The sequence below is a fragment of the Umezawaea sp. NPDC059074 genome (assembly GCF_042738955.1).
In the GTDB taxonomy this organism is placed as follows: domain Bacteria; phylum Actinomycetota; class Actinomycetes; order Mycobacteriales; family Pseudonocardiaceae; genus Umezawaea.
In genome coordinates this window covers 84,545-106,709 of sequence record NZ_JBHYHC010000009.1, presented here as the reverse complement: position 1 = coordinate 106,709, position 22,165 = coordinate 84,545, and the positions used below count along the sequence as shown (strand labels likewise).

General features: G+C 63.6%; 21 protein-coding genes and 1 tRNA gene. 16 read left to right on the top strand and 6 right to left on the bottom strand.

The window, feature by feature from the left end; all coding sequences use genetic code 11:
• The first annotated feature begins 2 nt into the window (after positions 1-2).
• Complete coding sequence (locus ACFWW9_RS07065; protein ID WP_390372564.1) at positions 3-1,733, top strand: hypothetical protein; 1,731 nt, start codon at positions 3-5, stop codon at positions 1,731-1,733.
• 65 nt (positions 1,734-1,798) lie between these two features.
• Positions 1,799-2,272 carry a hypothetical protein gene (locus ACFWW9_RS07060; protein ID WP_390372562.1) on the top strand — a complete coding sequence of 158 codons (474 nt, stop codon included), beginning with the start codon at positions 1,799-1,801 and terminating at the stop codon, positions 2,270-2,272.
• A gap of 111 nt (positions 2,273-2,383) precedes the next feature.
• Here ACFWW9_RS07060 and ACFWW9_RS07055 read toward each other — a convergent pair whose 3' ends face one another.
• Positions 2,384-2,818, bottom strand: a complete 435-nt coding sequence (locus ACFWW9_RS07055) for a hypothetical protein (RefSeq protein WP_390372560.1) — start codon at positions 2,816-2,818, stop codon at positions 2,384-2,386.
• A gap of 791 nt (positions 2,819-3,609) precedes the next feature.
• Positions 3,610-6,669 (bottom strand): NACHT domain-containing protein, encoded by a 3,060-nt coding sequence (locus ACFWW9_RS07050; RefSeq protein ID WP_390372558.1) that lies wholly within the window; start codon positions 6,667-6,669, stop codon positions 3,610-3,612.
• 103 nt (positions 6,670-6,772) lie between these two features.
• Here ACFWW9_RS07050 and ACFWW9_RS07045 point away from each other — a divergent pair, with 103 nt between their 5' ends.
• Positions 6,773-7,339, top strand: coding sequence for an HD domain-containing protein (locus ACFWW9_RS07045; RefSeq protein ID WP_390372555.1), 567 nt, complete (start codon positions 6,773-6,775; stop codon positions 7,337-7,339).
• Here the strand turns inward: ACFWW9_RS07045 and ACFWW9_RS07040 are convergent.
• Both ACFWW9_RS07040 and ACFWW9_RS07035 read right to left on the bottom strand, forming a co-directional pair.
• Complete coding sequence (locus tag ACFWW9_RS07040) at positions 7,324-7,797, bottom strand: NUDIX hydrolase (protein ID WP_390372552.1); 474 nt, start codon at positions 7,795-7,797, stop codon at positions 7,324-7,326. The two genes, ACFWW9_RS07045 and ACFWW9_RS07040, sit on opposite strands and share 16 nt — an antisense overlap.
• A 10-nt stretch (positions 7,798-7,807) precedes the next feature.
• Positions 7,808-8,551 carry a DUF5919 domain-containing protein gene (locus tag ACFWW9_RS07035; RefSeq protein ID WP_390372549.1) on the bottom strand — a complete coding sequence of 248 codons (744 nt, stop codon included), beginning with the start codon at positions 8,549-8,551 and terminating at the stop codon, positions 7,808-7,810.
• Between the two features lie 228 nt (positions 8,552-8,779).
• Between ACFWW9_RS07035 and ACFWW9_RS07030 the strand changes: the two genes are divergently transcribed.
• The 10 genes from ACFWW9_RS07030 to ACFWW9_RS06985 all read left to right on the top strand — a co-directional run bounded on the left by ACFWW9_RS07030 (position 8,780) and on the right by ACFWW9_RS06985 (position 16,107).
• A complete protein-coding gene (locus ACFWW9_RS07030) occupies positions 8,780-9,163 on the top strand; it encodes a plasmid replication, integration and excision activator (RefSeq protein ID WP_390372634.1) in 384 nt (127 codons plus the stop codon).
• A gap of 4 nt (positions 9,164-9,167) precedes the next feature.
• Positions 9,168-9,377 (top strand): hypothetical protein, encoded by a 210-nt coding sequence (locus tag ACFWW9_RS07025; protein ID WP_390372547.1) that lies wholly within the window; start codon positions 9,168-9,170, stop codon positions 9,375-9,377.
• Entirely contained in the window at positions 9,377-9,622 is a 246-nt protein-coding gene (locus ACFWW9_RS07020) for a hypothetical protein (protein ID WP_390372545.1), read from the top strand. Before ACFWW9_RS07025 ends, ACFWW9_RS07020 begins: the two co-directional genes overlap by 1 nt.
• 50 nt (positions 9,623-9,672) lie before the next feature.
• Entirely contained in the window at positions 9,673-10,029 is a 357-nt protein-coding gene (locus ACFWW9_RS07015) for a helix-turn-helix domain-containing protein (RefSeq protein ID WP_390372542.1), read from the top strand.
• Positions 10,030-10,063: 34 nt separating this feature from the next.
• Complete coding sequence (locus ACFWW9_RS07010) at positions 10,064-10,312, top strand: AMED_5909 family protein (RefSeq protein WP_390372539.1); 249 nt, start codon at positions 10,064-10,066, stop codon at positions 10,310-10,312.
• A 333-nt stretch (positions 10,313-10,645) separates the two neighbouring features.
• Complete coding sequence (locus tag ACFWW9_RS07005; protein ID WP_390372536.1) at positions 10,646-12,118, top strand: FtsK/SpoIIIE domain-containing protein; 1,473 nt, start codon at positions 10,646-10,648, stop codon at positions 12,116-12,118.
• Positions 12,115-13,719: a replication initiator gene (locus tag ACFWW9_RS07000; RefSeq protein WP_390372533.1), complete on the top strand. Its 1,605-nt coding sequence runs from the start codon at positions 12,115-12,117 to the stop codon at positions 13,717-13,719. The genes ACFWW9_RS07005 and ACFWW9_RS07000 overlap by 4 nt, the downstream gene beginning before the upstream one ends.
• A gap of 13 nt (positions 13,720-13,732) precedes the next feature.
• On the top strand, positions 13,733-13,939 hold the full coding sequence (locus ACFWW9_RS06995) for a helix-turn-helix transcriptional regulator (RefSeq protein ID WP_390372531.1): 207 nt from the start codon (positions 13,733-13,735) through the stop codon (positions 13,937-13,939).
• Positions 13,936-15,303, top strand: coding sequence for a tyrosine-type recombinase/integrase (locus ACFWW9_RS06990; protein ID WP_390372529.1), 1,368 nt, complete (start codon positions 13,936-13,938; stop codon positions 15,301-15,303). Before ACFWW9_RS06995 ends, ACFWW9_RS06990 begins: the two co-directional genes overlap by 4 nt.
• Positions 15,304-15,414: 111 nt before the next feature.
• Entirely contained in the window at positions 15,415-16,107 is a 693-nt protein-coding gene (locus tag ACFWW9_RS06985; protein WP_390372527.1) for a hypothetical protein, read from the top strand.
• Between the two features lie 239 nt (positions 16,108-16,346).
• Here the strand turns inward: ACFWW9_RS06985 and ACFWW9_RS06980 are convergent.
• Positions 16,347-16,419 (bottom strand) — tRNA-Arg (locus ACFWW9_RS06980).
• 100 nt (positions 16,420-16,519) lie between these two features.
• Here ACFWW9_RS06980 and ACFWW9_RS06975 point away from each other — a divergent pair.
• Positions 16,520-17,254, top strand: coding sequence for an FkbM family methyltransferase (locus ACFWW9_RS06975; RefSeq protein ID WP_390372525.1), 735 nt, complete (start codon positions 16,520-16,522; stop codon positions 17,252-17,254).
• Between the two features lie 73 nt (positions 17,255-17,327).
• Here ACFWW9_RS06975 and ACFWW9_RS06970 read toward each other — a convergent pair whose 3' ends face one another.
• Positions 17,328-20,519, bottom strand: a complete 3,192-nt coding sequence (locus ACFWW9_RS06970; RefSeq protein WP_390372522.1) for a penicillin acylase family protein — start codon at positions 20,517-20,519, stop codon at positions 17,328-17,330.
• 150 nt (positions 20,520-20,669) lie between these two features.
• Here ACFWW9_RS06970 and ACFWW9_RS06965 point away from each other — a divergent pair, with 150 nt between their 5' ends.
• Both ACFWW9_RS06965 and ACFWW9_RS06960 read left to right on the top strand, forming a co-directional pair.
• A complete protein-coding gene (locus tag ACFWW9_RS06965; protein ID WP_390372519.1) occupies positions 20,670-21,302 on the top strand; it encodes a peptidoglycan recognition family protein in 633 nt (210 codons plus the stop codon).
• 172 nt (positions 21,303-21,474) lie between these two features.
• Positions 21,475-22,122: a response regulator gene (locus ACFWW9_RS06960; protein ID WP_390372516.1), complete on the top strand. Its 648-nt coding sequence runs from the start codon at positions 21,475-21,477 to the stop codon at positions 22,120-22,122.
• Positions 22,123-22,165 lie beyond the last annotated feature (43 nt).

Below are 22,165 nucleotides of genomic sequence, written 5' to 3'. Positions count from 1 at the left end.
AGATGGCCGACACGGCCACCGAGGAGAAGAAGGACATTCCCGGCCTCACCCTCACGCCCGGCTTCGGCAAGGGCACGGAGTGGGTGGACGGGTTTTCCGGCGCGGGCATGGTCGACACCGTCGCCGGCTTGGTCAAGGCCGTCCAGGACGGCAACAAGGCCGCCATGGCGGCGTACGGCGTGGGCCTCGGCTTCGACGTCGTCGGCGCGGTGCTCAACCCGTTGGGCGCGCTGCTGGGCGCCGGCGTGGGGTGGTTGATCGACCACCTGTACTTCCTGCGCGAGCCGCTGGACCTGCTGATGGGCGACAACATCGCCGTGCGGCAGGAGACCGAGAAGATCAAGAGCGACGCGGAGAAGTACCAGGCGATCGCCACGACCCACGTCGAGGCCCTGAAGAAGCTCGACCCGTGGACCGGCCAGACCGCGGAGGCCTTCAAGGCCAGCATGAAGAAGGTCGCCGACGAGCTGGAGTCCATCGGCCTCGCCATCAACGGCTCGGCCGAGATCATGGCCACGATGGGCGCGTGCGTGACCGCGTTCCGCTCGCTGGTCCGCGACATCATCGCCATGGTCATCGGCAACCTCATCGGCGGCGCGCTCGTGGCGGCGGGCCTGGCCCCGTTCACCTTCGGCGCGTCGATCGTGGCGTTCGTCGGCGTCGCCGTGGCCACCGCCCTGGAGGCACTGGGCCGCATCATCCGCCACATCACCAACCTGAAGTCCCTGCTGGCCGTGAACAAGACCGCGGGCGACCAGCTCGGCACGGCGCTGGTCAAGATCTCCGACGACGCGGGCAGGCTCAACAGGGGCGGAGGCGGCCCCACAGTTCCTTCCAGCGCACCCCCCGTGAAGCCACCGGCCAGCAAGCCCCCAGAGGTCCCAGGGGCGAGCACGCCTCCGCCCAAACCCCCGGACACCCCACCGGCCCCGCCGGTGAACAAGCCCCCGGAGGTCCCCGGCGCGAGCACTCCGCCGCCCAAGCCCCCGGAGACCCCACCGGCCCCACCGGTCAACAAGCCCCCGGAGGTTCCGGGCGCACCGCCACCCAAGCCGCCGGACTCTCCGACGGTGCCCGCCAGCGCGCCTCCGGTGACGAAGCCGCCGGAGATCCCCGGCACGCCGCCACCCAAGCCGCCGGACTCCCCGACGGTCCCCGCCAGCGCGCCTCCGGTCACGAAGCCCCCGGAGATCCCCGGCACCCCCGCGCCCAAACCGCCGGACCCGCCCACGGTGCCTGCCAGCGCGCCCCCGGTGTCCAAGCCACCGGAGGTCCCCGGCACGACCACCCCGTCGAGCGCGCCCCCGGCTCCCAAGCCGCCGGACCCGACTCCGACCCCGACGCCCACCCCACCCGCCAAGCCCCCGGCCGCTCAGCCGCCCAAGTGGTCGCTCCAGGACATCAAGGACATCGCCAACAAGATCAAGAACGGCCGCAAGGACGGCATGGAGCAGTTCGGCAAGTTCGGCAAGGGCAAGCTGGAAGCCCGCCTCACGGGCCCACCGCACAACAAGACCCCTCAAGAGGCAGCCGACATCGCCCGCTGGGTGAAGAACTTCGAGGAGATCGCCGCCCCCGGCGGCACGGTCAACGTCGGCGGCAAGGTCATCGCCACCGGCACCCTCCTCCACTTGGCACACGAACTGTGGAAGGAAATGGCTCCAGACGTGGAGAGCCGCAAGGAGAACGAGGGCTTCATGGGCGACCTAAGGGACTACAACAAGAACAACTGACACGGCATGCACCAAGGCGGCTCCCTGCTTACCATCTCGTCACCCGACGAGAGCAGGGAGCCGCCATGGTCTTCCGCCGCACCCTGACCCCCTACGAAACCACCATCGCCCAGAAGGTCTTCGGCGACGCCCTGGACACCACCACCCTCAGGCTCGCCGAAGGCGGCCTCCTGGGCAGCTTCGGCGTGGCCAGAACCCTCCCCACCCTCGTCACCTTCCCGAGGGGCACCCTCACCACCCCACAAATCCAGGCAAGGTACGAACGCTGGCTAGTACACGAGCTAACCCACGCCTACCAGTACCAACACGGCCACAACATCCTCAGCCTGATTCCAACGGCACTGGCAGGCTTCTTCAAGAAGGACCTCTACAACTACGGCGGCCCCACAGCCCTACAAACAAAACCCTTCACAGCCTTCAACACAGAACAACAAGCAAACATCATCGCCGACTACTACTACCTCAGCACCTACGAACCCCACCAAGACCTATCCCCGTACACCCCCCACATAACCCACATCCGCACCCAATCAACCTGACCCAACAAGAAGTTCGCTGGTTCAACAACGCCGGTGGCTTGAAAATCGTCGCCAAATTCCCTGCACTGCCTGCTCAAGGCGTGGGGTAGGCATAGGTCGGGGTGTGTAGTGTCACGAAGCGTGACCTACACGGATGAATGGGCTGCGGCGGTCGAAAGTCGTCTTCGCGAACGACTGGACACTCTCGACTTCGAGACCACGCGGATACGATTGGTTTCGTTCGACCGCCAGGGAGGTCGGTTTCGGATCATCATCCAACGCCAGCCAGATGCGCAGCTCATCGGATTCACCAGAAACATCGAAGGATGGTACGACTCGGCCAAAGGTCATCCAGCGAGCGTTGCGGATGCTGAATTCTGGACCATCGTAGAGCCTTTGGGCAATGCTCGAGTCGTCGAACTCGACGGCGTACTTTGGCACGGTGATGTTCAAACCGACCCAATGTTCGGGGAGATGCATCCCTGATGACTCGCCTAGTTCGGCGTGGCTGACCCGGACGAGCGAGCCAAGCTCTTCGCCATCAACGACCGTCGCGACAGTGTCCACAGCACGGATTGAAGATCAACTTCAGCACCCACTGAAAACTAAGGCCTCTGACCGTATCTGCAGGTCAGAGGCCTTAGGTCACCCGGCGAAAGGTGAGTGCCCCGGCAGGATTCGAACCTGCGACACACGGTTTAGGAAGGCACGACAGACAAGCGGTCCCACGTACCCCGTTACCTGCGGTCGAGCGGTCTTCAGACCCTCCCGCCCACGGCGTCAGTCCGTCAGGAGTCCGCAGTCCGCGCGCCATATTCCTGACGTCACCCCGATCCGAAGCCGATCACGCGGCCGGTAGCGCTGGGTCAAGGTAAGCCCTCCGGCCTTGACGCGGCACTACCGGCCGTCGCCATGCTCACCAGTCGGGGTGACCGCCTGGCTCCTCATCCCGTCGCCCTGGCCCTCGATGTCGTCCACTCGATCCCCGTGGCAAGGCGGCGCAGCCGTCGCGGCAGCCGAGCGCCCTGCCCCATTTCGCGGTGACCCCTCGGCGCTCGTAGGGACCGTGGACGAACGGCCTCATGGGGTCAACAGCTCCTCGTCGGCAACCGGCCCTCAGTACGGCGCTCCGCGCCGCCCGGTCGCCCGGCGCAGCGAAGCGGAGGCCGGGCGTGCCGGGATGGATGTGGCCAAGCTGCCAGCGCAAGGACCCGCACGCGCCGCCGGAGGCGGCGCTCTTGATCCTGTAGAGCCAGATTCGGCAATATTGAGTTCAACACAGAATCAAGTGGTGATCCAAAACAGCCCTAGGAGGAAGCATAAAGAAGAGGTTGAGTTATAGTCTATTTCGTAATCGACTACTCTGCTATTACGGATGTGCGGTCTTCGGCGCGTACCTCTGCAGCTTCCCAGCATCGTCGGAAGGGGTTGTTATTGATTCTATCTCGACGTTGCGCTGTTAGTGAACAGAAAATTCCGAAAATTGCAGACAGTGCCATTGCTGGCAGTGTCGGCCACGGCATTGAGCTCTTTATTGTTCCGAAGCCAATCCACATTAATGCCACAAGCTCAATAATTCCAAGTGTAAATATAATTGCTGAGATCAAATCCAAAAATCCGCTGAATGTTCTAGTTGCAAGATACAGTCCGGCGGGTGGCGCCAAAAATCCTACTATTAGCAGGTAGCATAGCCAGATTGGAGTAAAATTCAAGGTTCCGATCAAGGATAGAACTAGTCGCCCAGCGCCTATAGCTATCACGCCAGAAATGATGACTGTCATCACTGAAATGAAAGCGCGCCGGAGGGCTTTTGTGGCGCGTCTAGGTGTACGTACAGTTGTCCAGTCGCTTGTGCGAATTCTATTTTCTGACAAACTGTCGGATTGGCTCAGTAAAGTGCCGAATAGTGTGGCCTGCACTGGCCAGCTAAGCATACTGATTAGCTTCCGGTGAAGTGGATTAAGTTTACATGCAGTTATAATTGCTTCTTGAACTTGGATTGTTGTCAAATCTGGGCCTGATATTATCCTTTCGGAGAAGTAGCGGCGAATAATCCCCCGGTGTCTGTATGCGCTGGCATGCACGGGGGCTTTATCGCGCCCTCTATACGTTCCTTTTCCCAGTAAAGATGTGACCCCGGCCAAATTTTCGGGCGCGATAGGGTTTGCATTTTTGAGTAGGCTAATTGTGATGGGCAATGCAAGTCGTGGATCAATGTTATTTTGTTCTTTTGGTATCTCATCAACGCTGGAATGTGTAAGTAGTTGACCAATGCGACCAGCGATCTTTATCATTGGATCATTTTTATTTTTTGCAAACGGGCTCCAGATCCAGGTTGCTTCGCTCTGGGTTAACGAGGATGGTGAATTTCGACGCAGCTCCTCTTCCACGTTTGGGTTCTCTATTAGTGACGCCAGCAGCCACGCTGCATGGGTACTCGATGACTTATCAGTCCATAGTAGATCGACCAGAGCGACTGCTGCGGCAGGCGTGCCCACGAACGCAAGGTCGTCTGCTGCCCACTCGAATCCAAGTTTCGCTCGAGATATGAGTACAGGCAGTGCTAGTTCACCCATTCCACGTAGGGCTGCTCGCGCGTCGTCATCAAAATGATTAATTGATGTGTTGCCTGCCGTTTGAGGTGCTAACACCTGCGCTGCCTCTGGTCGTCCTGATGCGGATAACGCAAGAAGTGCATCAGCTCTTGCTGGAGTGTCTGCCCATCGGATTATTTCTGCCAACTGGTTCAATAGTCCGCGGCCACGCGGCCTACTGTCGGCAGCTACGGTACCTAGCGCACGAACGATTGCCAAATGATCTATTCCAGCATTGCCCAGTCGCACCAAAAAGTAATTAATGATCTCCTGTGCAAATTCGTTATCTACGCGGATAACCTCGGCCAAGCATTCTAATGCAAGAATCTTGTGTTGAATCTCTGATGAGGCAAATATATCTGCGATTACTTTCGTGCTGTCTTGGCTACTTACGCCACACCAGAGCTTCACGGTCTCCCGCCAAGCAAGAGGATCGTTACGGTACCGCCGCAGCAATCCTTCTGGGTCGCCGGCAAGTTCCATTGCGGCTAGATACTCTTGCAGGGTTAAGTGACGGAACATAAAATGGGATTTACGTTTGTCGACAGCAACAAGCAACTGACTGCGGTCAACGATTTCTTCGAGTAGACTTTTAATCCTGGCTGCATCCATGTTGAGATCAGCCAGCAGATTCTCTGCGGTTTTGGTCAATGCGCCCCAAGAGATTGTAAGCCGGTCGACTTCGCTGTTGGACTCCATTGTTGTCAGTGCCATTCGTTGAAGCACGGAAAACTTCTCCGCGACCTCATATACTGTTAAAGAACCAGCCCGCCCCATATCGGCATCGCGACCTAGTAGGTGTGTGATCGCCTCTTGGTAAAACGCTGATCGTGAAGTTGGAAGGCTGCGCCCACTCACGCTGAGCTTTTCGGTGTGCAGATAGGCAACCATTGTAAGTAGTAGCGGACTGCGAGCCAATCTCATCAGGGCCGGGTTATTACGCAGACTTGCATAGAGTTCCGCGCGTGCAGACGGTTCGGTTAGGCCGCGCCAATTTCCAAGGAGCCGGATTACAGCTGCGTCGTCTAGTTCGGCTACTCGCACTACGTGCGAGAATCGTTCACCAAGCGGCTGTCCGTTATAGACAACATCGCGTGATGTAACGATGAATTGACACTTCTGGTATTGCCTGGCGAAGTCGCGGATCGCCTGAAATACTCGATCCCGATCTGCTTTAGATACTTCATCAAGCCCGTCAAGGAATAGCGACATTGCGCCATTTCGCAGTCCGCGTTCAGCTAGGGCTTGAATTCTGTCAACTCGGCCTTCCTTGTCTACTCGCGACCGAGCGAGTTCGGCGACAACCAGATCGGTCAGTGTGTGGGTTGTGCCGTTGCAGCGATGCAATTCGATCAGTACTGGCACTTGCTCGGACTGCCCATTTCCGGCTCTCCGGGCCCACATCAACATGGAGTTCTTTAGTAGCAAAGACTTTCCCGCACCTGCTGGGCCCAGTACAACTGAGCAAGAGTGCTGGCGAATATTCTCGTATAGATCTTGGCGGTTACCTTCGACTTCATATTGCAGCGGAACATACACCTCGTCAATGTCAACGACGCCACCGGTAACAAAGCCCATTGAGTGCTTACTGAAATCACGTTCGACCGCTTGAGCATATCGACGGACTAGGCGCCTGCCGAACTTCGTACTTCGAGAGAAACGACGTTGCGATCGATCAAATGCGCTGGCCCCTGATTTTTTGAAAAATTCGCCAAGGTACTGCTTCGCGGCCCATGCGAGGAAAGCAAATACGATTGTCCCAACTCCAAAAGGTACAAGGTTAATGATGGCAGTCATAGGTACCAGATCGGTTGAGTGCTGCACTTCGTTACATTGATTCTATGTGGACTAGAATATTGATGCGGAGGCGTATACTGACTCGTGATGCCTCTATGAGAGCTAGGCCGGGTGAGTCTAGGATGGTGCAATGCCGGACGCTGAACAGGCTTACGCGACTGCAAGGGACCTGCTGGCATCGTCGTTGCCACAGAGGTGGGCGCACGTTCAAGGTGTTGCTAAGCGCGCGTCGCTTGCGGCCCTGTCCTTTGACGAGGAGGATGCCGATATTCTTGAGGCTTCGGCCGTGCTCCACGACATCGGCTACGCGCCATCACTGATTGTGACGGGTTTCCACGCTCTCGATGGCGCAAGTTATCTGCAGAACCGGGGAGTGTCCAAAAGGTTGTGCGGCCTTGTGGCCCATCACTCTTGTGCATACCGTGAAGCAGGGCTTCGGGGGCAGTCGTCGGCATTGGCGGAGTGGGAAGATGAAGGCACTCCGCTTAGGGATGCCTTGTGGTGGGCCGACATGACTACGACCCCAGATGGCCGTCAAACAAATGTGCACAAAAGGATTGAGGAAATACGGGAGCGCTATGGGCCTGACGACTTGGTGACCCTCTTCATCGGGCAGGCGAAGGCTGATCTTGTAGCGGCGGTTGAGCGGACTGAGCAACGGCTGCGCGCAGCTGGTATTAATTATACGGTGAAGTAGGGCTTCGACTGCTCGTCGAAGCCGTGCTTGATCCGGAGTTGGATCGACGGGTGGATATTCAATACTTGTAGGGCTCCTTGGCTTACCCAATGAACTTCGCTTGACTCGTTACTCGTCCGCAGTTCGCCGCCGACTGGAAGCGCGCGAAAGCAGATTGAGAACTGTTGGCGGACTTCACCGTCGGTGTAGGAGATGACGTGGGCTGGGTCGGAGTAAACACCGATTAGGTCGGTGGGTTCGACGTCGATTCCGGTTTCCTCCTTGACCTCCCTTACGACCGTATGGCCAATGGTCTCGCCGACGTCCTGTGCGCCTCCTGGGATCGAGTAGAGGTCGTTGTCGGTGCGGCGGATCATGAGTAGCTGGCCTCGTTCGTCCTGCACAAACGCCGTTACGGCTACGACGATGTTGGTCGCCTTAGGGGCGTTGGGGTCGTGGTAGTGATCGGTGCGTGCCATGTCTACCTGCCTACCACTTAGGGGGCTTGGCGGCGTCCCAGACGCCCTGGAAGCTCTCTGCGTAGGTCTCGAACAAGTCCCCGCCGGAGAGGCGTCGCAGGTGGAGGACGGGCGCGTGACCTGCCATGAAGCCGTGTACGTGGGTGTTGACGAGCATCTCGTCGTCGAAGCGGTAGATCGAGTTGTAGAGCGTGGTCTTGTGGCACCTGACCTCGGCGTGGCCGGTGTCTGCCAGTGGCTTGAAGAACGCTAGGGCGTTGCGGACCTTGGCTGCGAGGGTGCCCTTGCCGATGCCTTCTTCCTCGCTGCGGCGGGCTACCTCGCGGCTTGCTGGGTCGCCTAGTAGGAGGCGGATCTTGACGCCGTCCTCGGCCTTCTGGCGCATGGTGCGGATCAGGGCCGGGTTGTCCGTGAGGAACATTCCTGAGTAGACCAGGATGGAGACGTTGAGCTTGGCCTGGTTGAGCAGGTGTGCCCAGACGTCCTGGGTGATCGAGTGTCGGTGTGCGTAGACCTGCACGACCTCGGACTCGTTGATCTCCTTCTTGGTCTCGCTGGCTAGGGCGTTTGGCCAGAGGTATGCCTCGGTCTCGCCCACGAGAGTCGAGATCGCATGTCGGTGGCGGGGGTACGGGGTGCGGTCCTTGGTGATCCACCGTTCGACCGTCTTGGGGTCCACGCCCGTGGTGTTGGCCACGTGTTCGAGGCTCAAACCGTTGCGTAGCAAGGAATCCCGTAGGCGTTGGTTCGGCATGGCCACCCCTTTGTGACAGGTTGGGACGTCTTCAAGGTAGCAAGGACGTCTGTAGTTGTCCTGTTGTGCGGTACTGACGTCCCGCCAAATGGCCCAATGTGATGAGTGTCGAGAACGCCCGACCGCAGGTCAGGCCGACGCTAGTGACAGGAGTGGCTGATGGCGATCACAGGTGGGAGCAGGCTCCCCGCGGGTCATGACTTCGTGTTCCCTCGTGGGGCGTTGGTGATGGGTGTGGAGCCGGTGCTCAAGTTCCAGTCCGCCGATGAGCGGGCTAAGGGGCTGCCGGTGGAGCAGGAGAAGGACAAGGAGAACGGGCTCCTGGTGTGGTCGGTGCTTGTCATTGACCAGGCTGCGGAGCGCAAGACGGATGCGGTGGTCACGGTGAAGATCGCGGCTCCTCACCAGCCGGTGCCGCCTGAGGCGATTCCTGGCACGGACGTGCGGCCGGTGTTGTTCGAGGGTCTGACGGTTACGCCGTGGATCGATGACAAGGGTTGCCGTCCGGGCGCGGCGGGGGAGCGTCACCGTTGCCGGGCGAAGCTCGGGTACAGCTTGCGGGCTACCGGGATGAAGCCCGTTGTTGCCAAGAGCGCGCCCAAGGCCGCGTGACCGGGTGGCGGACATGGTGCGGGTGCACGTGACCGCGAATCTTCCTATCCGTGTTGAGCCGATGGTGTTCGCCGACCGGGTGGAGATTCGACTTGGCAACGCGTTTCCGGCGGTGCTGGTCGTGGATCGGGAGGCGTTGCCTCGGCTGGCGGGCGCGATTGGTGAGGGGCTGGCGGCCTTCGATGCCTCGGCCAAGCAGAAGGGGCAGGGCTGATGGGGTTCAACGTGACGTGCTCGCCGGGGCGGGAGGCGGCTGCGGGGATGGTGCACATCACCGAGGAACTGCCCGCGTTGGTGATCTACCTCGACCCGGTAAACGTAGCTATCCAGTTGCCGCCGTTTCCCGGTGGGGTGGAGCTGCTGGCGAAGTTCTGTCGGGAGTTGTCGCGGGAGGCGGGCAAGCTCGCTGATCATCTCGACGGCCGCGAAGGGCGTCACACGCTGGCGGTGCAGGAGTGAGCGCGCAGCCGAGTCGGGCTACGCCTCGGCGGGATGACTACAACCACGTCATGGGTGCGCACCTGAGGGTGTTGCGGCGTGAGGCTGGGGTGTCGCCTGGGCTGATGGCGCGGGCGTTCGGGGTTTCCACCGCGTTGATCTCCAAGCTGGAGCAGGGGCGGCGGGGGTTGTCGTCGCAATCGTTGGGGATGTACTGCGACGCCTTGGACGTGAGTCCGCTTGATGTGTTCATGGATGTGGCGGAGCAGTACCGGGCGCAGTGCGACCCGTACCAGCCCGATCGCTATCGGGCGGTTCGTAGCTCGGTGCGGGTGCTTGACGGCCTGGCGCTCTATGCCGATGTGCCGGAGCGGTACTTGCCCGCGGGGGCTTTGCGGGTGGCGATCTCTGCGCTGAACGAGGCCTGACGGGGATGGCACGAACGTGTGTGAGGAGGCGGCGATGGCCGCGACGGTGAAGGTTGATCCGTGGGCCGCTGTGCGGGATGTGCGGACCTTGAGGGAAGCGCACGAGGCGTTGGGGAAGTTGCAGCCCGCGCCCAGCTCGGCTCCGGCGGTGCTGCGGGAGTACTACCTGCGTAGCGCGGTGATCTACGGGCAGGTCGCGGAGACCGATCGGGGGCACCACCACGAGGCGTTGTACTGGTCGGCTCGTGAGCGGGAGAAGGGGGAGCGGATCAGCGTCGACTAGGAGTCGAAAGTCCTGTTAGGACGGTCCGCGTGATCTTGAGGGGTCATGTGGCGATGCCGCGCGTCTTGTTGCGGCATAACGAGAACGTAAGACGCAGGAGCGGAACCCGGCTACCAACCTCGCCGCTCCTGCGCTGTCCACCACGCGTAACGGAGTGAACGAGATGAGCGTAGAGCCTGGGCGTGTTCCAGCGCCAGACAGAGGTCCGAAAAGCCGGTGTGCGACGTGCAAGCGCTTCGCCCGGTTGCTGCCCGGTCAAACCGAGTGTGACTCGTGTGCCGGTGTTCTGGGGCTGGACTTCTCCAGCTCGATCCGGCGGGGCGGTGACGTCCGATGAGGGGCAACCGGTGGGTTGATCCGGCTCCGTTCGAGGGCTACCGACCTCGGGTTCCGTGGTGGGCGTACCTGCCAGGGTGGACCAAGGTCGTGGCCGCGCCGTTCGCGCTGGTCGGTGTCGTCGTGTGGTTGATCGTGCGCCTGGCGCTCGTTGCCGTTCGGTACCCGGTCACTGTCGGGGCGCTGGTGGCGGGCTACTGGATGTACGTCACCTGGGGGCTGTCGCCGTTGGTGCTGGCGCTGCTGTCGTTGATCGCGGGTCTGGTCCTCTGGGCTGGTCTGGATCTGCCGTCGTTCCTGCGGCACGTCTGCTACCGGGTCCTCACGGAGTGGCGGCGGGTGACCATCTACGTGCCGCAGTGGCGGACCGTGATGCGGCTGTCGGATCTCGCGAAAGCACAGCGGGGCAAGGAATACCGGCCTCGGCTGCGGCGGGTTCGGTCCGAGGGATGGCGGGACCGGGTTCGGGTGCGGATGATCCCGGCACAGTCCCCGGAGCAGTGGGAAGCGCGGCGGGAGAACCTGGCGCACTCGTTCAACGCCCGGTCGTGTCGGGTGCGGGTGCTGCGGCCTCGGTTGCTGGAACTGGACTTCATCCACTCCGATCCGCTGTCGCGTCCGGTGCCTGTACCTGCGCTTTCGGTGGATGAGTCCGCGGTGAACCTCAGGAAGATCGTGGTCGGTCGTACGGAGACTGGGCGGGCCTGGACGCTGCGGCTGCTCGGGGCTCAGCTCCTTGTCGTGGGCGTGCCCGGTGCGGGTAAGGGCTCGGTGTTGTGGTCGATCGTGTGGCAGCTCGCGCCCGCCGTTCGTGCTGGGCTAGTGCGCCTGGTGGGCATCGATCCCAAGGGCGGGATGGAGCTGGGGCAGTGCCCGGACGCCTTCGATCGGGTCGTCTACGACAACGGTCCGGACGCGGTCGCGTTGCTGGAGGAGATCGCGGCTGAGGTCAAGGAACGGGCGGTGCGGTACCGGGGCGTGCGGCGGCTGTGGGCGCGGTCGACGGGGGAGCCGTTCACGGTCCTGATCGTGGATGAGCTGGCCGACCTGATCGCCTACCAGCCGGACAAGCAGCTCCGCGAACGCGCATCGCGGGCTATCCAGACCATCACCTCCCAGGGACGTGCACCCGGCTATGCGCTCGTGGGCCTGGTCCAAGACCCGCGCAAGGAAGTCGTCTCCTTCCGGCACCTGTTCAGCACCCGTGTGGCGCTTCGGCTCGACGAGCCACAGCAGGTGGACATGGTCCTTGGGGACGGCGTTCGGCAACGGGGTGCGGCGGCTCACGAGATCAGCGAGAACACGCCTGGTGTTGCGTGGCTCAAGACGGACGGGCAGCGGGAGCCGGAGCGTGCGAGGGCCTTCCACGTCACCGATGCGGACCTGATCGAGTTGGGCGCGTACTTCACGCGGGCGACCGTTCATGACTTCCCCGGCCTGCCTGCGGGCGAAGGGAGCGCGGCGGCATGAGCGAGTACCTGACCCGCGCCGACCGGATGAAGCAGCCTGCGGCCCTGGATGTGGCTCGTGCGGTGGCTGAGCAGCACGGCGTTTGTGTCCGTCCGCTGGCGAAGGAACGGATTGACCTGGACACAGGGCGCGTGGAGATCATCCCGATCCCGTGCGGCTCGACCGTGGCCAGCGTGTGCCCGACCTGCGCGGAGAAGAACCGCCGGTTGCGGATGGCCCAGTGCCGCGAAGGGTGGCACCTGACCGAAGAACCCGACTTCACGCCGAACGAGCCGACCGCCGAACAGCGGCAGCTCACCGAGTACCGGGCGGACCTGGTCAAGGTCTACCGCCAGGTGATGGAGGAGGACGACGAAGTTGGCGGGGAGGAAGTTCGGGAAGAGGTTGAGCGGGTCGACGCGGAACTTCGGCAACTGGGAGTCCGCGGGAACCTTCCGTCGCTCGAACCGCGTCCTCGGGCTGTTCGGAAGCGGTCCACGCGGCGGCGGCAGGATGCGGCGAACCTGCCTCGGCGGCCGGTGCAGAAACGCACGGTGGGGAAGGTGTTCGGCGAGAAGTACCAGCCGTCCACGTTCCTCACGCTGACCCTCGACAGCTACGGCAAGGTGCGCTCGGACGGCACTCCTGTGGACCCCGACCGATACGGCTACCGGCGGGCCGCGAGGGACGCTGTTCACTTCGCCGCGCTGCTCGACCGGTTCGTGCAGAACCTTCGTCGGTGTGTCGGGTGGGACGTTCAGTACTTCTCGACCGTTGAGCCTCAGCGGAGGTTGGCGCCCCACTGGCACGCCGCCATCCGGGGCTCTATCTCCCGCGCTGAGCTGCGGGCGGTCGCGGAAGCCACCTACCACCAGGTCTGGTGGCCTGCCCACGACGAGATCAAGTACAGCGGTGACCGGCTGCCCGTATGGGACGTGCGCGCCAAGGGCTTCGTCGACCCCGACACGCGTGCGGCCCTGCCCACCTGGGAGGAAGCCCTAGACCAGGTCGAGGCGCCCGCTCACCTCGCGCGCTTCGGCGTCCAGGTGCACTCCAAGGGCATCGTCGGCGGCACGCCGGAGGCCGGGCGGCACATCGGCTACCTCACGAAGTACCTGACCAAGAGCATCAACGAGTGCCACGAGGCGGGGACGGCGCGTCAGGAGCGGCACACCCAACGGCTCTGCGACGAGCTGGCCGTGACGCCGTGTTCCCCGCAGTGCGCGGTATGGCTGCTCTACGGCGTTCAGCCTCGGAGTGCTCGGCTGTCGATGAATCCTGGGCTGTGCAAAGGAAAGGCGCACAAGCGGACCACGCTCGGCGTCGCGGGCAGGCGGGTCCTGGTGTCCCGGAAGTGGTCCGGGAAGTCGCTCGCCGACAACAAGCACGACCGGAAGACGTTCGTTCGGCAACTGCTCGCGGACGTCGGGATCGTCCAGGACGACCAGCCCACACGGGTCGTGTGGAACAACGTTCAGCCCGGTGATCCGAACGTTCCGCCGCGACAGCACATGTTGCTGCGGGCTGTGTCTGAGCGCATTCGGTGGAAGGCCGAGTACACGGCGGCGTTACTGGCGTCTGCTGGTCCGCCAGATCGTTCGGCAACTTCGCACGCTGCATAAACGAGGGGGAACCATGTCCGGCAAGGTTCGGCAGATCGCAGAGTTGATGTCCGTTCCGGAGATCCTGGAGGCACTGGGAGGGGTCTCGCGGGACACGTTCTACAAGTGGCGGCAGACCGGTAAGGGGCCGCGTTGTTTCTCGCTGCCCAACGGTGAGTTGCGGTGCAAGCGCGTGGACTTCCTGGCCTGGCTTGATGGTCTCTACGGGGCGGCGGCATGACTAACACGTTCAAGGTCAAGTTCTGGGAGATCAAGCGGCGTGAGGGGCGGAAGCGGCCGTACGCGGTGCGGTGGCTGACGGACAAGGTCGAGCACTCGGAGTGGTACGCCGCGAAGGCGTTGGCTGTCAGCCGGTTGTCCGATCTGACTCGGGCCGCGCGCAACGGTGAGCCGTTCGACGTCGAGAGTGGCTTGCCGGTTAGTGAGCTTCGGCGGCGGAACTCGTTGTCGTTTCTGGAGTTCGCACAGTCCTATGTGGATCTCAAGTGGAGTGATGCTGCCGCGAAAACGCGATCGAGCACCGTGGAAGCTCTGACCACTGCGGCGGCTTCGTTCGTCCGTGATGGTGTTGGCAGGCCGGAGGTCGGGGAGCTTCGAGGTGTGCTAACCCGGACGTTGCTGCCGCCGACAACGCGGGATCGTGACGTCTCCGGCTCGGATGCGGAGGTGATCGACTGGCTGAGGCGCAACTCTCGGCCGCTGTACGACCTGACGGACGCGGTGGCTGTTCGGGCGGTGTTGGACGCCCTGGCGGCGAAGCTGGACGGCAAGGCGGCGGCTGCCTCGGTGTACCAGCGCAAGCGGGCGGTCCTGTTCAACTTGCTGTCGTACGCCGTGGAGCGGGAGTTGATCCCGGACAACCCGTTGAGCCGGATCAAGCGGAAGGTGTCCAAGGTCGTGGACCAAGTGGACCCGCGCGTGGTGGCCAACCCGAAGCAGGTCGGGGAACTGCTGACGGCCGTAACGTACGTCGGGAAGCGGAACAAAGACCGGGGCGCGCACCTGGCGGCGTTCTTCGCGGTCGGCTACTACGCGGCGGCTCGTCCGGCTGAAGGGTTGGGACTGCGTGAGGACGATTGCACGCTGCCTGAGAGCGGTTGGGGTGCGCTGGCGTTGGGGGAGTCTCGACCGGCGGCGGGGAAGCGGTGGACGGACTCGGGGGAGGTGCACGACCGGCGTGGGCTGAAGCATCGGGCCAAAAAGGAGGTTCGGATCGTGCCGATTCCGCCGGTGTTGGTCCGCATCCTGCGTGACCACCTCGACCGGTACGGGGTCGGGCCGGATGGGCGGCTGTTCCGGTCACCGAACGGCGGGGTGGTGTCGTCCTCGACGTACTACCGGGTCTGGGATGACGCTCGTCAGTACGCGCTGATGCCTCCTCAGACGGCCTCGCCGTTGGCTGGTAGACCGTACGATCTGCGGCACGCTGCGGTCTCTCTGTGGCTGAACGGCGGGATACCGGCTACCGAGGTGGCGGAGCGGGCCGGGCACTCGGTGGACGTTTTACTAAAGGTCTATGCAAAGTGTATCGACGGACAGTGTGAGACGGTGAACAAGACCATAGAGAGTCTTATCGGATCTTGATAGTTGACTATAGTTAGCCTCGGTGAATCTTGATTTATGCGAGGAAGCTCGATGTCTGGGATTGCTTCTTGTCTCAGGTTTCGCCTTCGGGTGCTAAGGTACGCTGGTAGTGTGGATGTTGCGGTGTTGAACCAGATGATCACAGCTAGTGCGGCACTTCTTGGTGCTGGAGTAGGAGCTGCAACTACGGCATCAGTTGCTCGTTTCACAAGCAAGCGAAGTATTGAAGCGGAGCGCCTGAAAGAGAAGCGTGCTATAGAGGTCAGGACTGCGGAAAGCTGTTCGTCTGCGTTTTCTGAACTTCGGGTGCACGCTTCCAGTTTTGCCAGCTCGGTAGCCTATGACGTGCGAAAAGATATTCTTGCTGCGCAGCGAAAGTTTAATGATTCTGTTCAGCGGACGAGTTTGATTTTGATCCATGCCCCGAGGGCTCTGCGTGAAGGTTTGAAGCTACCTTTTGATCTTGTCTGGCTGGCTCTTGAAATCGGATCCTATGGAGAGCAAGAAGGGCTACATTTTAATCATCCTCTGGTCATTATTGCGGAGGCGAGTGACTATGCGCAATCTCTGATTGCTTGTAGTCTTCATGCTGAAATTCATTCAGGGCTAACGCGTGAGATGGCCGAGTATGAAGTCGCCTTGAAAGAGTACGATTACCGACTTGGCAATATCGGTGACATTGAATCCCGCTTGAATGGGATTGACGTGATGGAGGATTTTACTCGCCCTGATCAGGAAGTGTTCGACGCCCGTGTCGTCAAGTGGTACGAGAAGCACCCCCAGTTCAGGAATGACCACTTGTGATGAGCGATCTAGATGGTGGACTGCTAGCGGGAGCCTGGTCCAGGCGAGACGCATCCGGCGGCGCGCATCGCAGCTCGTTGTGAAGAGGATCCCTCGGGTGCCAGTCCGTGGTGAGTCCGTAAACGGTGGCAAACAGGGGCATATTCCAGCCGACGGTGGCATATGACTCGCCCTGAAAAAGATCAAGCCCCGAGCGCGTTTCCGCTGCTCAGGGCCTGATTCACCCGGCGAAAGGTGAGTGCCCCCGGCAGGATTCGAACCTGCGACACACGGTTTAGGAAACCGATGCTCTATCCCCTGAGCTACGAGGGCGGGGCTGTCGTGGGGGTAGTTTAGCGGCGGGTGTTGATCAACTGTGGTGGGGGGCCCGCTTGTGGGTCCGTGTGCCTAGGCTTGGGTGGTGAGCCTGAGAATGAATGATGTGCGGGGGGCCGCTGTCGCTGCCGGTCTGCGGGTGTTGGCCACGGTGACGCCGTACGTGGAGCCCGAACTGGTGGGGTTGCGCGGGGTGGTTCGGGGTGGGGACGTGTGCCTGGACATCGGGGCTGCGCTGGGGTTGTACACCGTTGTGCTGTCGCAGCTTGTTGGTCCACACGGGACTGTGCACAGCGTTGAACCCCTTGTCTTCGCGCACCCCGCGCTGTCCTACGTGTTGCGGCCCCGTGAAGGGCGGAACGTGGTGCGGCACTCGCTCGCCTTCGGCACCGAGGACGGGCGGGAGGTGATGAGCGTTCCTGTTCGGCACGGGGTGCCGGTGACCGGGCGGTCGTTCCTCACCGCGGGCTCGAACGGGCTGGGGTCGAACGTGGAGTTCGCGGAGCACCTGGAGGTCGTGGTGCGGACTCAGACGTTGGACGGGTTCGTGGCCGAGCAGGGGATCACGCGGCTCGACTTCGTGAAGGCCGACGTCGAGGGTGCTGAGCTTCGGGTGCTCGAAGGCGGGTCCTCGGTGGTGGAGGAGTTGCGGCCGAAGATCCTGCTCGAGGTCGAGGAGCGGCACGTCGCGCGGTTCGGGTACGGGGCGCAGGACGTCGTCGCGTGGCTCGCCGAGCGGGACTACGGCATGAAGGTGTGGCGGCAGGGCGGGTGGCGGACGGTCACCCGTGTCACCGACGACGTGCGGAACTACCTGTTCGTGCCTCGTTGACCTGCGAGAACCTCTCCGGACAGCGGAAGACCCCGGTCCCTGGGGGTGGACCGGGGTCTTCCTCGGAAGTGGTCTACTGCGGGTAGACCTCGAGTTCGTAGAGCGAGTATCCGTAATTGGTGCCCCGTTGGGTACCCGTCATTCGTACGAACCGCGCGTCGGTCGGGGTGAACGACACGTTGTCCGTGACACCGTTTCCTTCAGCGGTAACGAAAACCTGCCTCCACGACGCCCCGTCGGCGGACACCTCGATCCGGTACGCCTTCCCGTAGGAAGCCTCCCACCGCAGGAACACGCGCCCCACCCGCTGGACCGACCCCAGGTCGACCTGGAGCCACTGGTTGTCGCTCCAGTCGCTGGCCCAGCGCGTGGTGCCCACGCCGTCCACGGCGTTGGCGGGCGGGGAGTTGTACGCGCCCCGCTCGTAGCTGCTGGCCGTGGCGGTCTTGCCCTGCGCCACGTTGGCCACCGTCGTGCCGCGGTGGGCCGGGAACTGGACGACCTGCTGGTAGGTCGGCCGGTTCTGCCACTGGATCTTGTCCTGGGTGATGCCGCCCATCGCGCGGTGGATCACCGAGTCGGCGCACCACTGGTCGCCCGCCGCGCAGTCGGCGTCACCGGGGTAGACCTGGTTCGCGGGCACGGCCGCCGCGGCACGAAGGCTGTCCAGCAGCACCGTGCGGCACGCCGTGACGTCGCCGCCACCGCAGTACGTGCCGGTCAACGGCCCCGCGACCTGGTCGCCCAGCACGCGCCGGATGTCCTTGTCGACGTAGCTCCACCAGCCGTACTGGAACGACGAGCCCTTGTGCGGGGCCGCGCCGTGGGTGTCCGACGGCGCCTCGTCGACCTGGACGGCCCTGGTCAACTCCGTGTACAGGTCCGGACCGAGACCGGGCTGGAACTCGGCCTGCACCAGCTTGGGCCACCACGCGTCGAGCACGCGGATCGCCTCGGCGTGGTTGTAGACCTTGCTGCCCTTGGTCGTCTCGCGCCGCAGCGAACCGGACTGCTGCCACGCCTTGAGCTTCTGCACGGTCGCGGCCAGCGCGGGGTCGGTGACCGCGGACTTCTCGATCACCCGCAGCAGGTCGGGGAGCACCTGCTCGGCGCGCAGGTCGGCGCCGGCGGCCTCGGCCATGGCCTTGGTGACCGACGCCCGCGACGCCTTGCCGCCGTTGGCGATCAGGGCCTTCACCCGGTCGTCGAGCAGGTCGCCGCGGTGCACGGAGCCGTTGCCGAAGCCGGACGACGTGAAGTCCAGCGCCTGCTTGTTGTTCCAGCTGATGTAGTAGTCCTGGTTCACCGACTGGGGGTGTTCCGAGGCGGGCGTGTAGCGGGCGGTGTTGGTGTTCGGGTCCCAGTCCTGCCACTCGTACGCCTGCGCGGCCTTGATCGGCAGGTTCGGGTCCACGCCCGCCTTGCGCACCGGGTTCGTGCCGGAGTTGTAGTACGCCGTGTCCTTGGAGTCGACGTAGAACCAGTTGAACGCGTACCCGATGTGGTCGGCCGCGCGCTGGAAGTCCTGCGCCGACTTGATCGCGCTCGGGTCGTTGAACTCCTGGAACCCGATGATCGGGTCCACCTCGTGCAGGTACGTCGACCGCAGCGCGGAGTACGCCACGGGCTTGCCGCCGACCGTCGCGCGGCTCTGCACCAGGCCGTACTTCGTGCGGTACACGACGAGCGTGTACGACCCGGCCGCCGTGCCGTCCGCGACCGTCGGCTTCCACGCGTTCTTGCGCTCCAGCCGTTCCATCGCCACGCACTGGCCGCGCAGCAGGTAGAAGTTCGACGCCTTCGTCGCGGGCTTGCCGTCGGGCTCGCACAGGTCGACGGCGAACGTGTCGACGATGTCCTGCGACGCCGACGTGGCGCTCCACGCGTAGTCCTGGCCGCGGCCGAGCTGCACGTACATGCCGACGCCCGCGAAGGACACGCCGCGCGCGCTGATGCCGGGGCCGTTGAGCTCCTGGAGCATCAGCAGCTGCGGCGCGAAGTAGCCGGTCTGCGGGCCGAACACGGCGATCGGGTTGCCGGTGTCGGTGTGCGCGCCGGACACGACGAGCGCGTTGGACATGCCGTGCTTGCGGTTCAGCAGGTCCGCGGGCAGCACGCCGTCGGCGAAGATGCCCTGCGCGGGTTCGAGCGAGCCCGCGGCGACGGGCGTCGTCGAGGCGTTGCCGACCTGGTCGTAGACCATCGGTTCGGGGGTCACCGAACCCGCGTCGGGCATCGCCACGCCGACGGGGTTGGCGGGGCTCGCGGAGTACGGGTAGCGCTGGCCGTCGTGCAGGGTCAGCACGGCCTCCGGGTCGTTCTGCTCCCGGAACGACTTCCACACCTGCTCGCCGACCGTGGCGCCGTACTTGTTCTGCGCGGCCAGCCGGACGAGCGCGGACTGCACCTCGCCGCCACCGCCGGAGCCGAACAGGCCGCCGACGACGGCCGCGATGGCGACCATGTCCGTCGCCTTGAACGGCTGGATGTCGTTCCAGTTCGTGATCGCGTCCGCGTGCCCGGACAGCACGTACTCGCCGGGGAAGTTCCGCGCCGAGATCGACTGCGCCATATACGCGTTGATGCCCGCGATGTAGTCGTTGACGTCCTGGTTCGCCTGCGCGCCACGGGGTCCGCTCGCGGCGACCCGGTCGATCTGGGCCTGGAGGTCCGCCTCGGTGTAGCCGATCTGGGAGTAGAAGCTCTGCTCCAGCACGCGGTTGCCCTCGGCTCCGCCCGCGAAGCCGGTGAGCTGGCTGCGGCCGAGGTGGCGGAACACGTCCATCAGCCACAGCCGGTCCTGCGCGGCGGCGTAGCCCGCGCCGAACTCGGTGCCGGACCGGGTGGTGCCGTAGACGTGCGGCATCCCGATGGCCTTGTCGCGGATGATCGTCACGTCCGCGCGCGGCTTGACCGTGCTCTCGACCTGGTCGGGGGCGACGCCGAACGAGGCGTCGTTGAAGAACGTCGTCAGCTGCTCGTTGGTCAGCCCCTGGTAGCCGGACGAGAGGGCGTCGTACTTCGGCAGCTGGTCGGCCGCGTGGGCGGGCCGCGTGCCGAAGACCTTGTGGCCGAGGATCTCGGCGAGGGTGGCGCTGCCGTTGTTGCCCGGCGGCAGGATGTCGTTGCACTGGCCGAGGCAGTAGTCGTCCGGCGCGAACGCGGCGGTGGTGGGCGGCGCGGGGGCCGCCTGTGCTGTCGCGGTGGTGACGGAGGCGGTGGCGAGCAGGGCGACCACCACCAGGGGTAGGGCGGCTCTCCGCATGACGCGAAGCTCCTTCCATGCAGGGCTGGTGTGGCGCACGTTACGTTTTCCTCAACTATTCTGAAAGGTCTTCACGTTTTTTTGCCCCGATCGGCTGGCAACCCCCGTTACCAGTTGACCGAGTGCCCCGGTACTGGGAAAACCTTGACCATGGTGCGACGACGAACGCTGCTGGGCGGAGTGGCCGCGTCCGGCCTGCTCCTCGGGTTCGGCGCGGCGCCCGCGAGGGCCGCCCTGCTGCCGATCCGGACCTGCGACGACTGGGGCGCCCGTCCACCGTCGAGCCCCACGACCGTGCTGCACCAGCAGCCGGAGCGGATCCTCGTGCACCACACGGCGACCGAGAACGTCACCGACTACTCCGAGGCCCACGCGCACGAGCACGCCCGCTGGATCCAGAACCACCACATGGACGACAACGGCTGGATCGACTCCGGCCAGCACTTCACCAACAGCCGCGGCGGGTTCCTCCTCGAGGGTCGCCACGGCAGCCTGGACGCGTTGCACGCGGGCGACCGCATCGTGCAGGGCGCACATTGCCCCGGCCAGAACAACATCGCGATCGGCATCGAGAACGAGGGCCTCTACACCTCCGAGGAACCGCGCCCCGAGCAGTGGGACTCGCTGGTGTCGTTCTGCGCGTACACGTGCGAGCAGTACGGGATCCCGCCCACGGCCATCGACGGGCACCGCGACCACTACGCGGACACGCAGTGCCCCGGCGACAAGCTCTACGCCGCGTTGCCCCGCCTGCGTGAGGAAGTGGCGCGAGTCCTCGGCTGACCGTGTTTCTTCCTGGCAACTGTGAACGCGGTGGTGAGAGCCTTTCCACGGCGCTCAACGCTGGGCAAACGTCCTACCACATGGTGAGATAACGTCGAATTAACGCCAGCTTGCGCACTGGTGCGCGATGCTGGGCCTGTATGAACACGAAACGCCAACTCGGGGAGGCGTCGTGATCAAGGTGATGCTGGCCGACGACGAGGACCTCGTCCGGTCCGGGCTTCGCATGATCCTGAGCAGCGCCGGTGACATCGAAGTAGTGGCCGAGTGCGACGACGGGCACCTGGTGGCCGACCTGGCCCGCCAGCACCGTCCGCACGTGGTCCTGCTGGACATCCGCATGCGGTCCAACGACGGGCTGGTGGCGTTGCGCAGGCTGCGCACGCTGCCCGATCCGCCGAGGATCGCCATGCTCACCACGTTCGACGTGGACGAGTACGTCAGCGAGGCCTTGCGCTTGGGCGCCAGCGGCTTCCTGCTGAAGGACACCGAGCCGGAGCAGCTGGTGAGGGCGGTGCGCGATCTCGCACGAGGTGGCGCGGTGCTCGATCCCGGTGTGGCGGCACGGGTTCTCGCGGCGGTGGCCGACGGCGAACGCGCCGCGGAGCCCGCGCGAAGACTGCTCGCCATGCTGTCCGAACGGGAGCGCGAGGTGCTCGTGCTGATCGGCCAGGGCATGTCCAACGCCGAGATCGGTGGCACGCTGCACCTGTCCGAGGCCACGGTGAAGGGCTACGTGTCCTCGGTGCTCGGCAAGATCGGCGCGGTCAACCGCGTGCAGGCCGCTCTGGTGGCCTTCCGCGGCGGGTTGATCGCCTGACCAACGCGAACCGGTCGGGAGCCTCGAAGCCGAGGCTCCCGAC

Excerpts from the sequence above, each read along its gene's own strand:
- ACFWW9_RS07065 (WP_390372564.1), top strand. The coding sequence starts at position 3 with ATGGCCGACACGGCCACCGAGGAGAAGAAGGACATTCCCGGCCTCACC.
- ACFWW9_RS07060 (WP_390372562.1), top strand. The coding sequence starts at position 1,799 with ATGGTCTTCCGCCGCACCCTGACCCCCTACGAAACCACCATCGCCCAG.
- ACFWW9_RS07045 (WP_390372555.1), top strand. The coding sequence starts at position 6,773 with ATGCCGGACGCTGAACAGGCTTACGCGACTGCAAGGGACCTGCTGGCA.
- ACFWW9_RS07040 (WP_390372552.1), bottom strand. The coding sequence starts at position 7,797 with ATGGCACGCACCGATCACTACCACGACCCCAACGCCCCTAAGGCGACC.
- ACFWW9_RS07035 (WP_390372549.1), bottom strand. The coding sequence starts at position 8,551 with ATGCCGAACCAACGCCTACGGGATTCCTTGCTACGCAACGGTTTGAGC.
- ACFWW9_RS07030 (WP_390372634.1), top strand. The coding sequence starts at position 8,780 with ATGGGTGTGGAGCCGGTGCTCAAGTTCCAGTCCGCCGATGAGCGGGCT.
- ACFWW9_RS07020 (WP_390372545.1), top strand. The coding sequence starts at position 9,377 with ATGGGGTTCAACGTGACGTGCTCGCCGGGGCGGGAGGCGGCTGCGGGG.
- ACFWW9_RS07015 (WP_390372542.1), top strand. The coding sequence starts at position 9,673 with ATGGGTGCGCACCTGAGGGTGTTGCGGCGTGAGGCTGGGGTGTCGCCT.
- ACFWW9_RS07010 (WP_390372539.1), top strand. The coding sequence starts at position 10,064 with ATGGCCGCGACGGTGAAGGTTGATCCGTGGGCCGCTGTGCGGGATGTG.
- ACFWW9_RS07005 (WP_390372536.1), top strand. The coding sequence starts at position 10,646 with ATGAGGGGCAACCGGTGGGTTGATCCGGCTCCGTTCGAGGGCTACCGA.
- ACFWW9_RS07000 (WP_390372533.1), top strand. The coding sequence starts at position 12,115 with ATGAGCGAGTACCTGACCCGCGCCGACCGGATGAAGCAGCCTGCGGCC.
- ACFWW9_RS06995 (WP_390372531.1), top strand. The coding sequence starts at position 13,733 with ATGTCCGGCAAGGTTCGGCAGATCGCAGAGTTGATGTCCGTTCCGGAG.
- ACFWW9_RS06990 (WP_390372529.1), top strand. The coding sequence starts at position 13,936 with ATGACTAACACGTTCAAGGTCAAGTTCTGGGAGATCAAGCGGCGTGAG.
- ACFWW9_RS06975 (WP_390372525.1), top strand. The coding sequence starts at position 16,520 with ATGAATGATGTGCGGGGGGCCGCTGTCGCTGCCGGTCTGCGGGTGTTG.
- ACFWW9_RS06970 (WP_390372522.1), bottom strand. The coding sequence starts at position 20,519 with ATGCGGAGAGCCGCCCTACCCCTGGTGGTGGTCGCCCTGCTCGCCACC.
- ACFWW9_RS06965 (WP_390372519.1), top strand. The coding sequence starts at position 20,670 with ATGGTGCGACGACGAACGCTGCTGGGCGGAGTGGCCGCGTCCGGCCTG.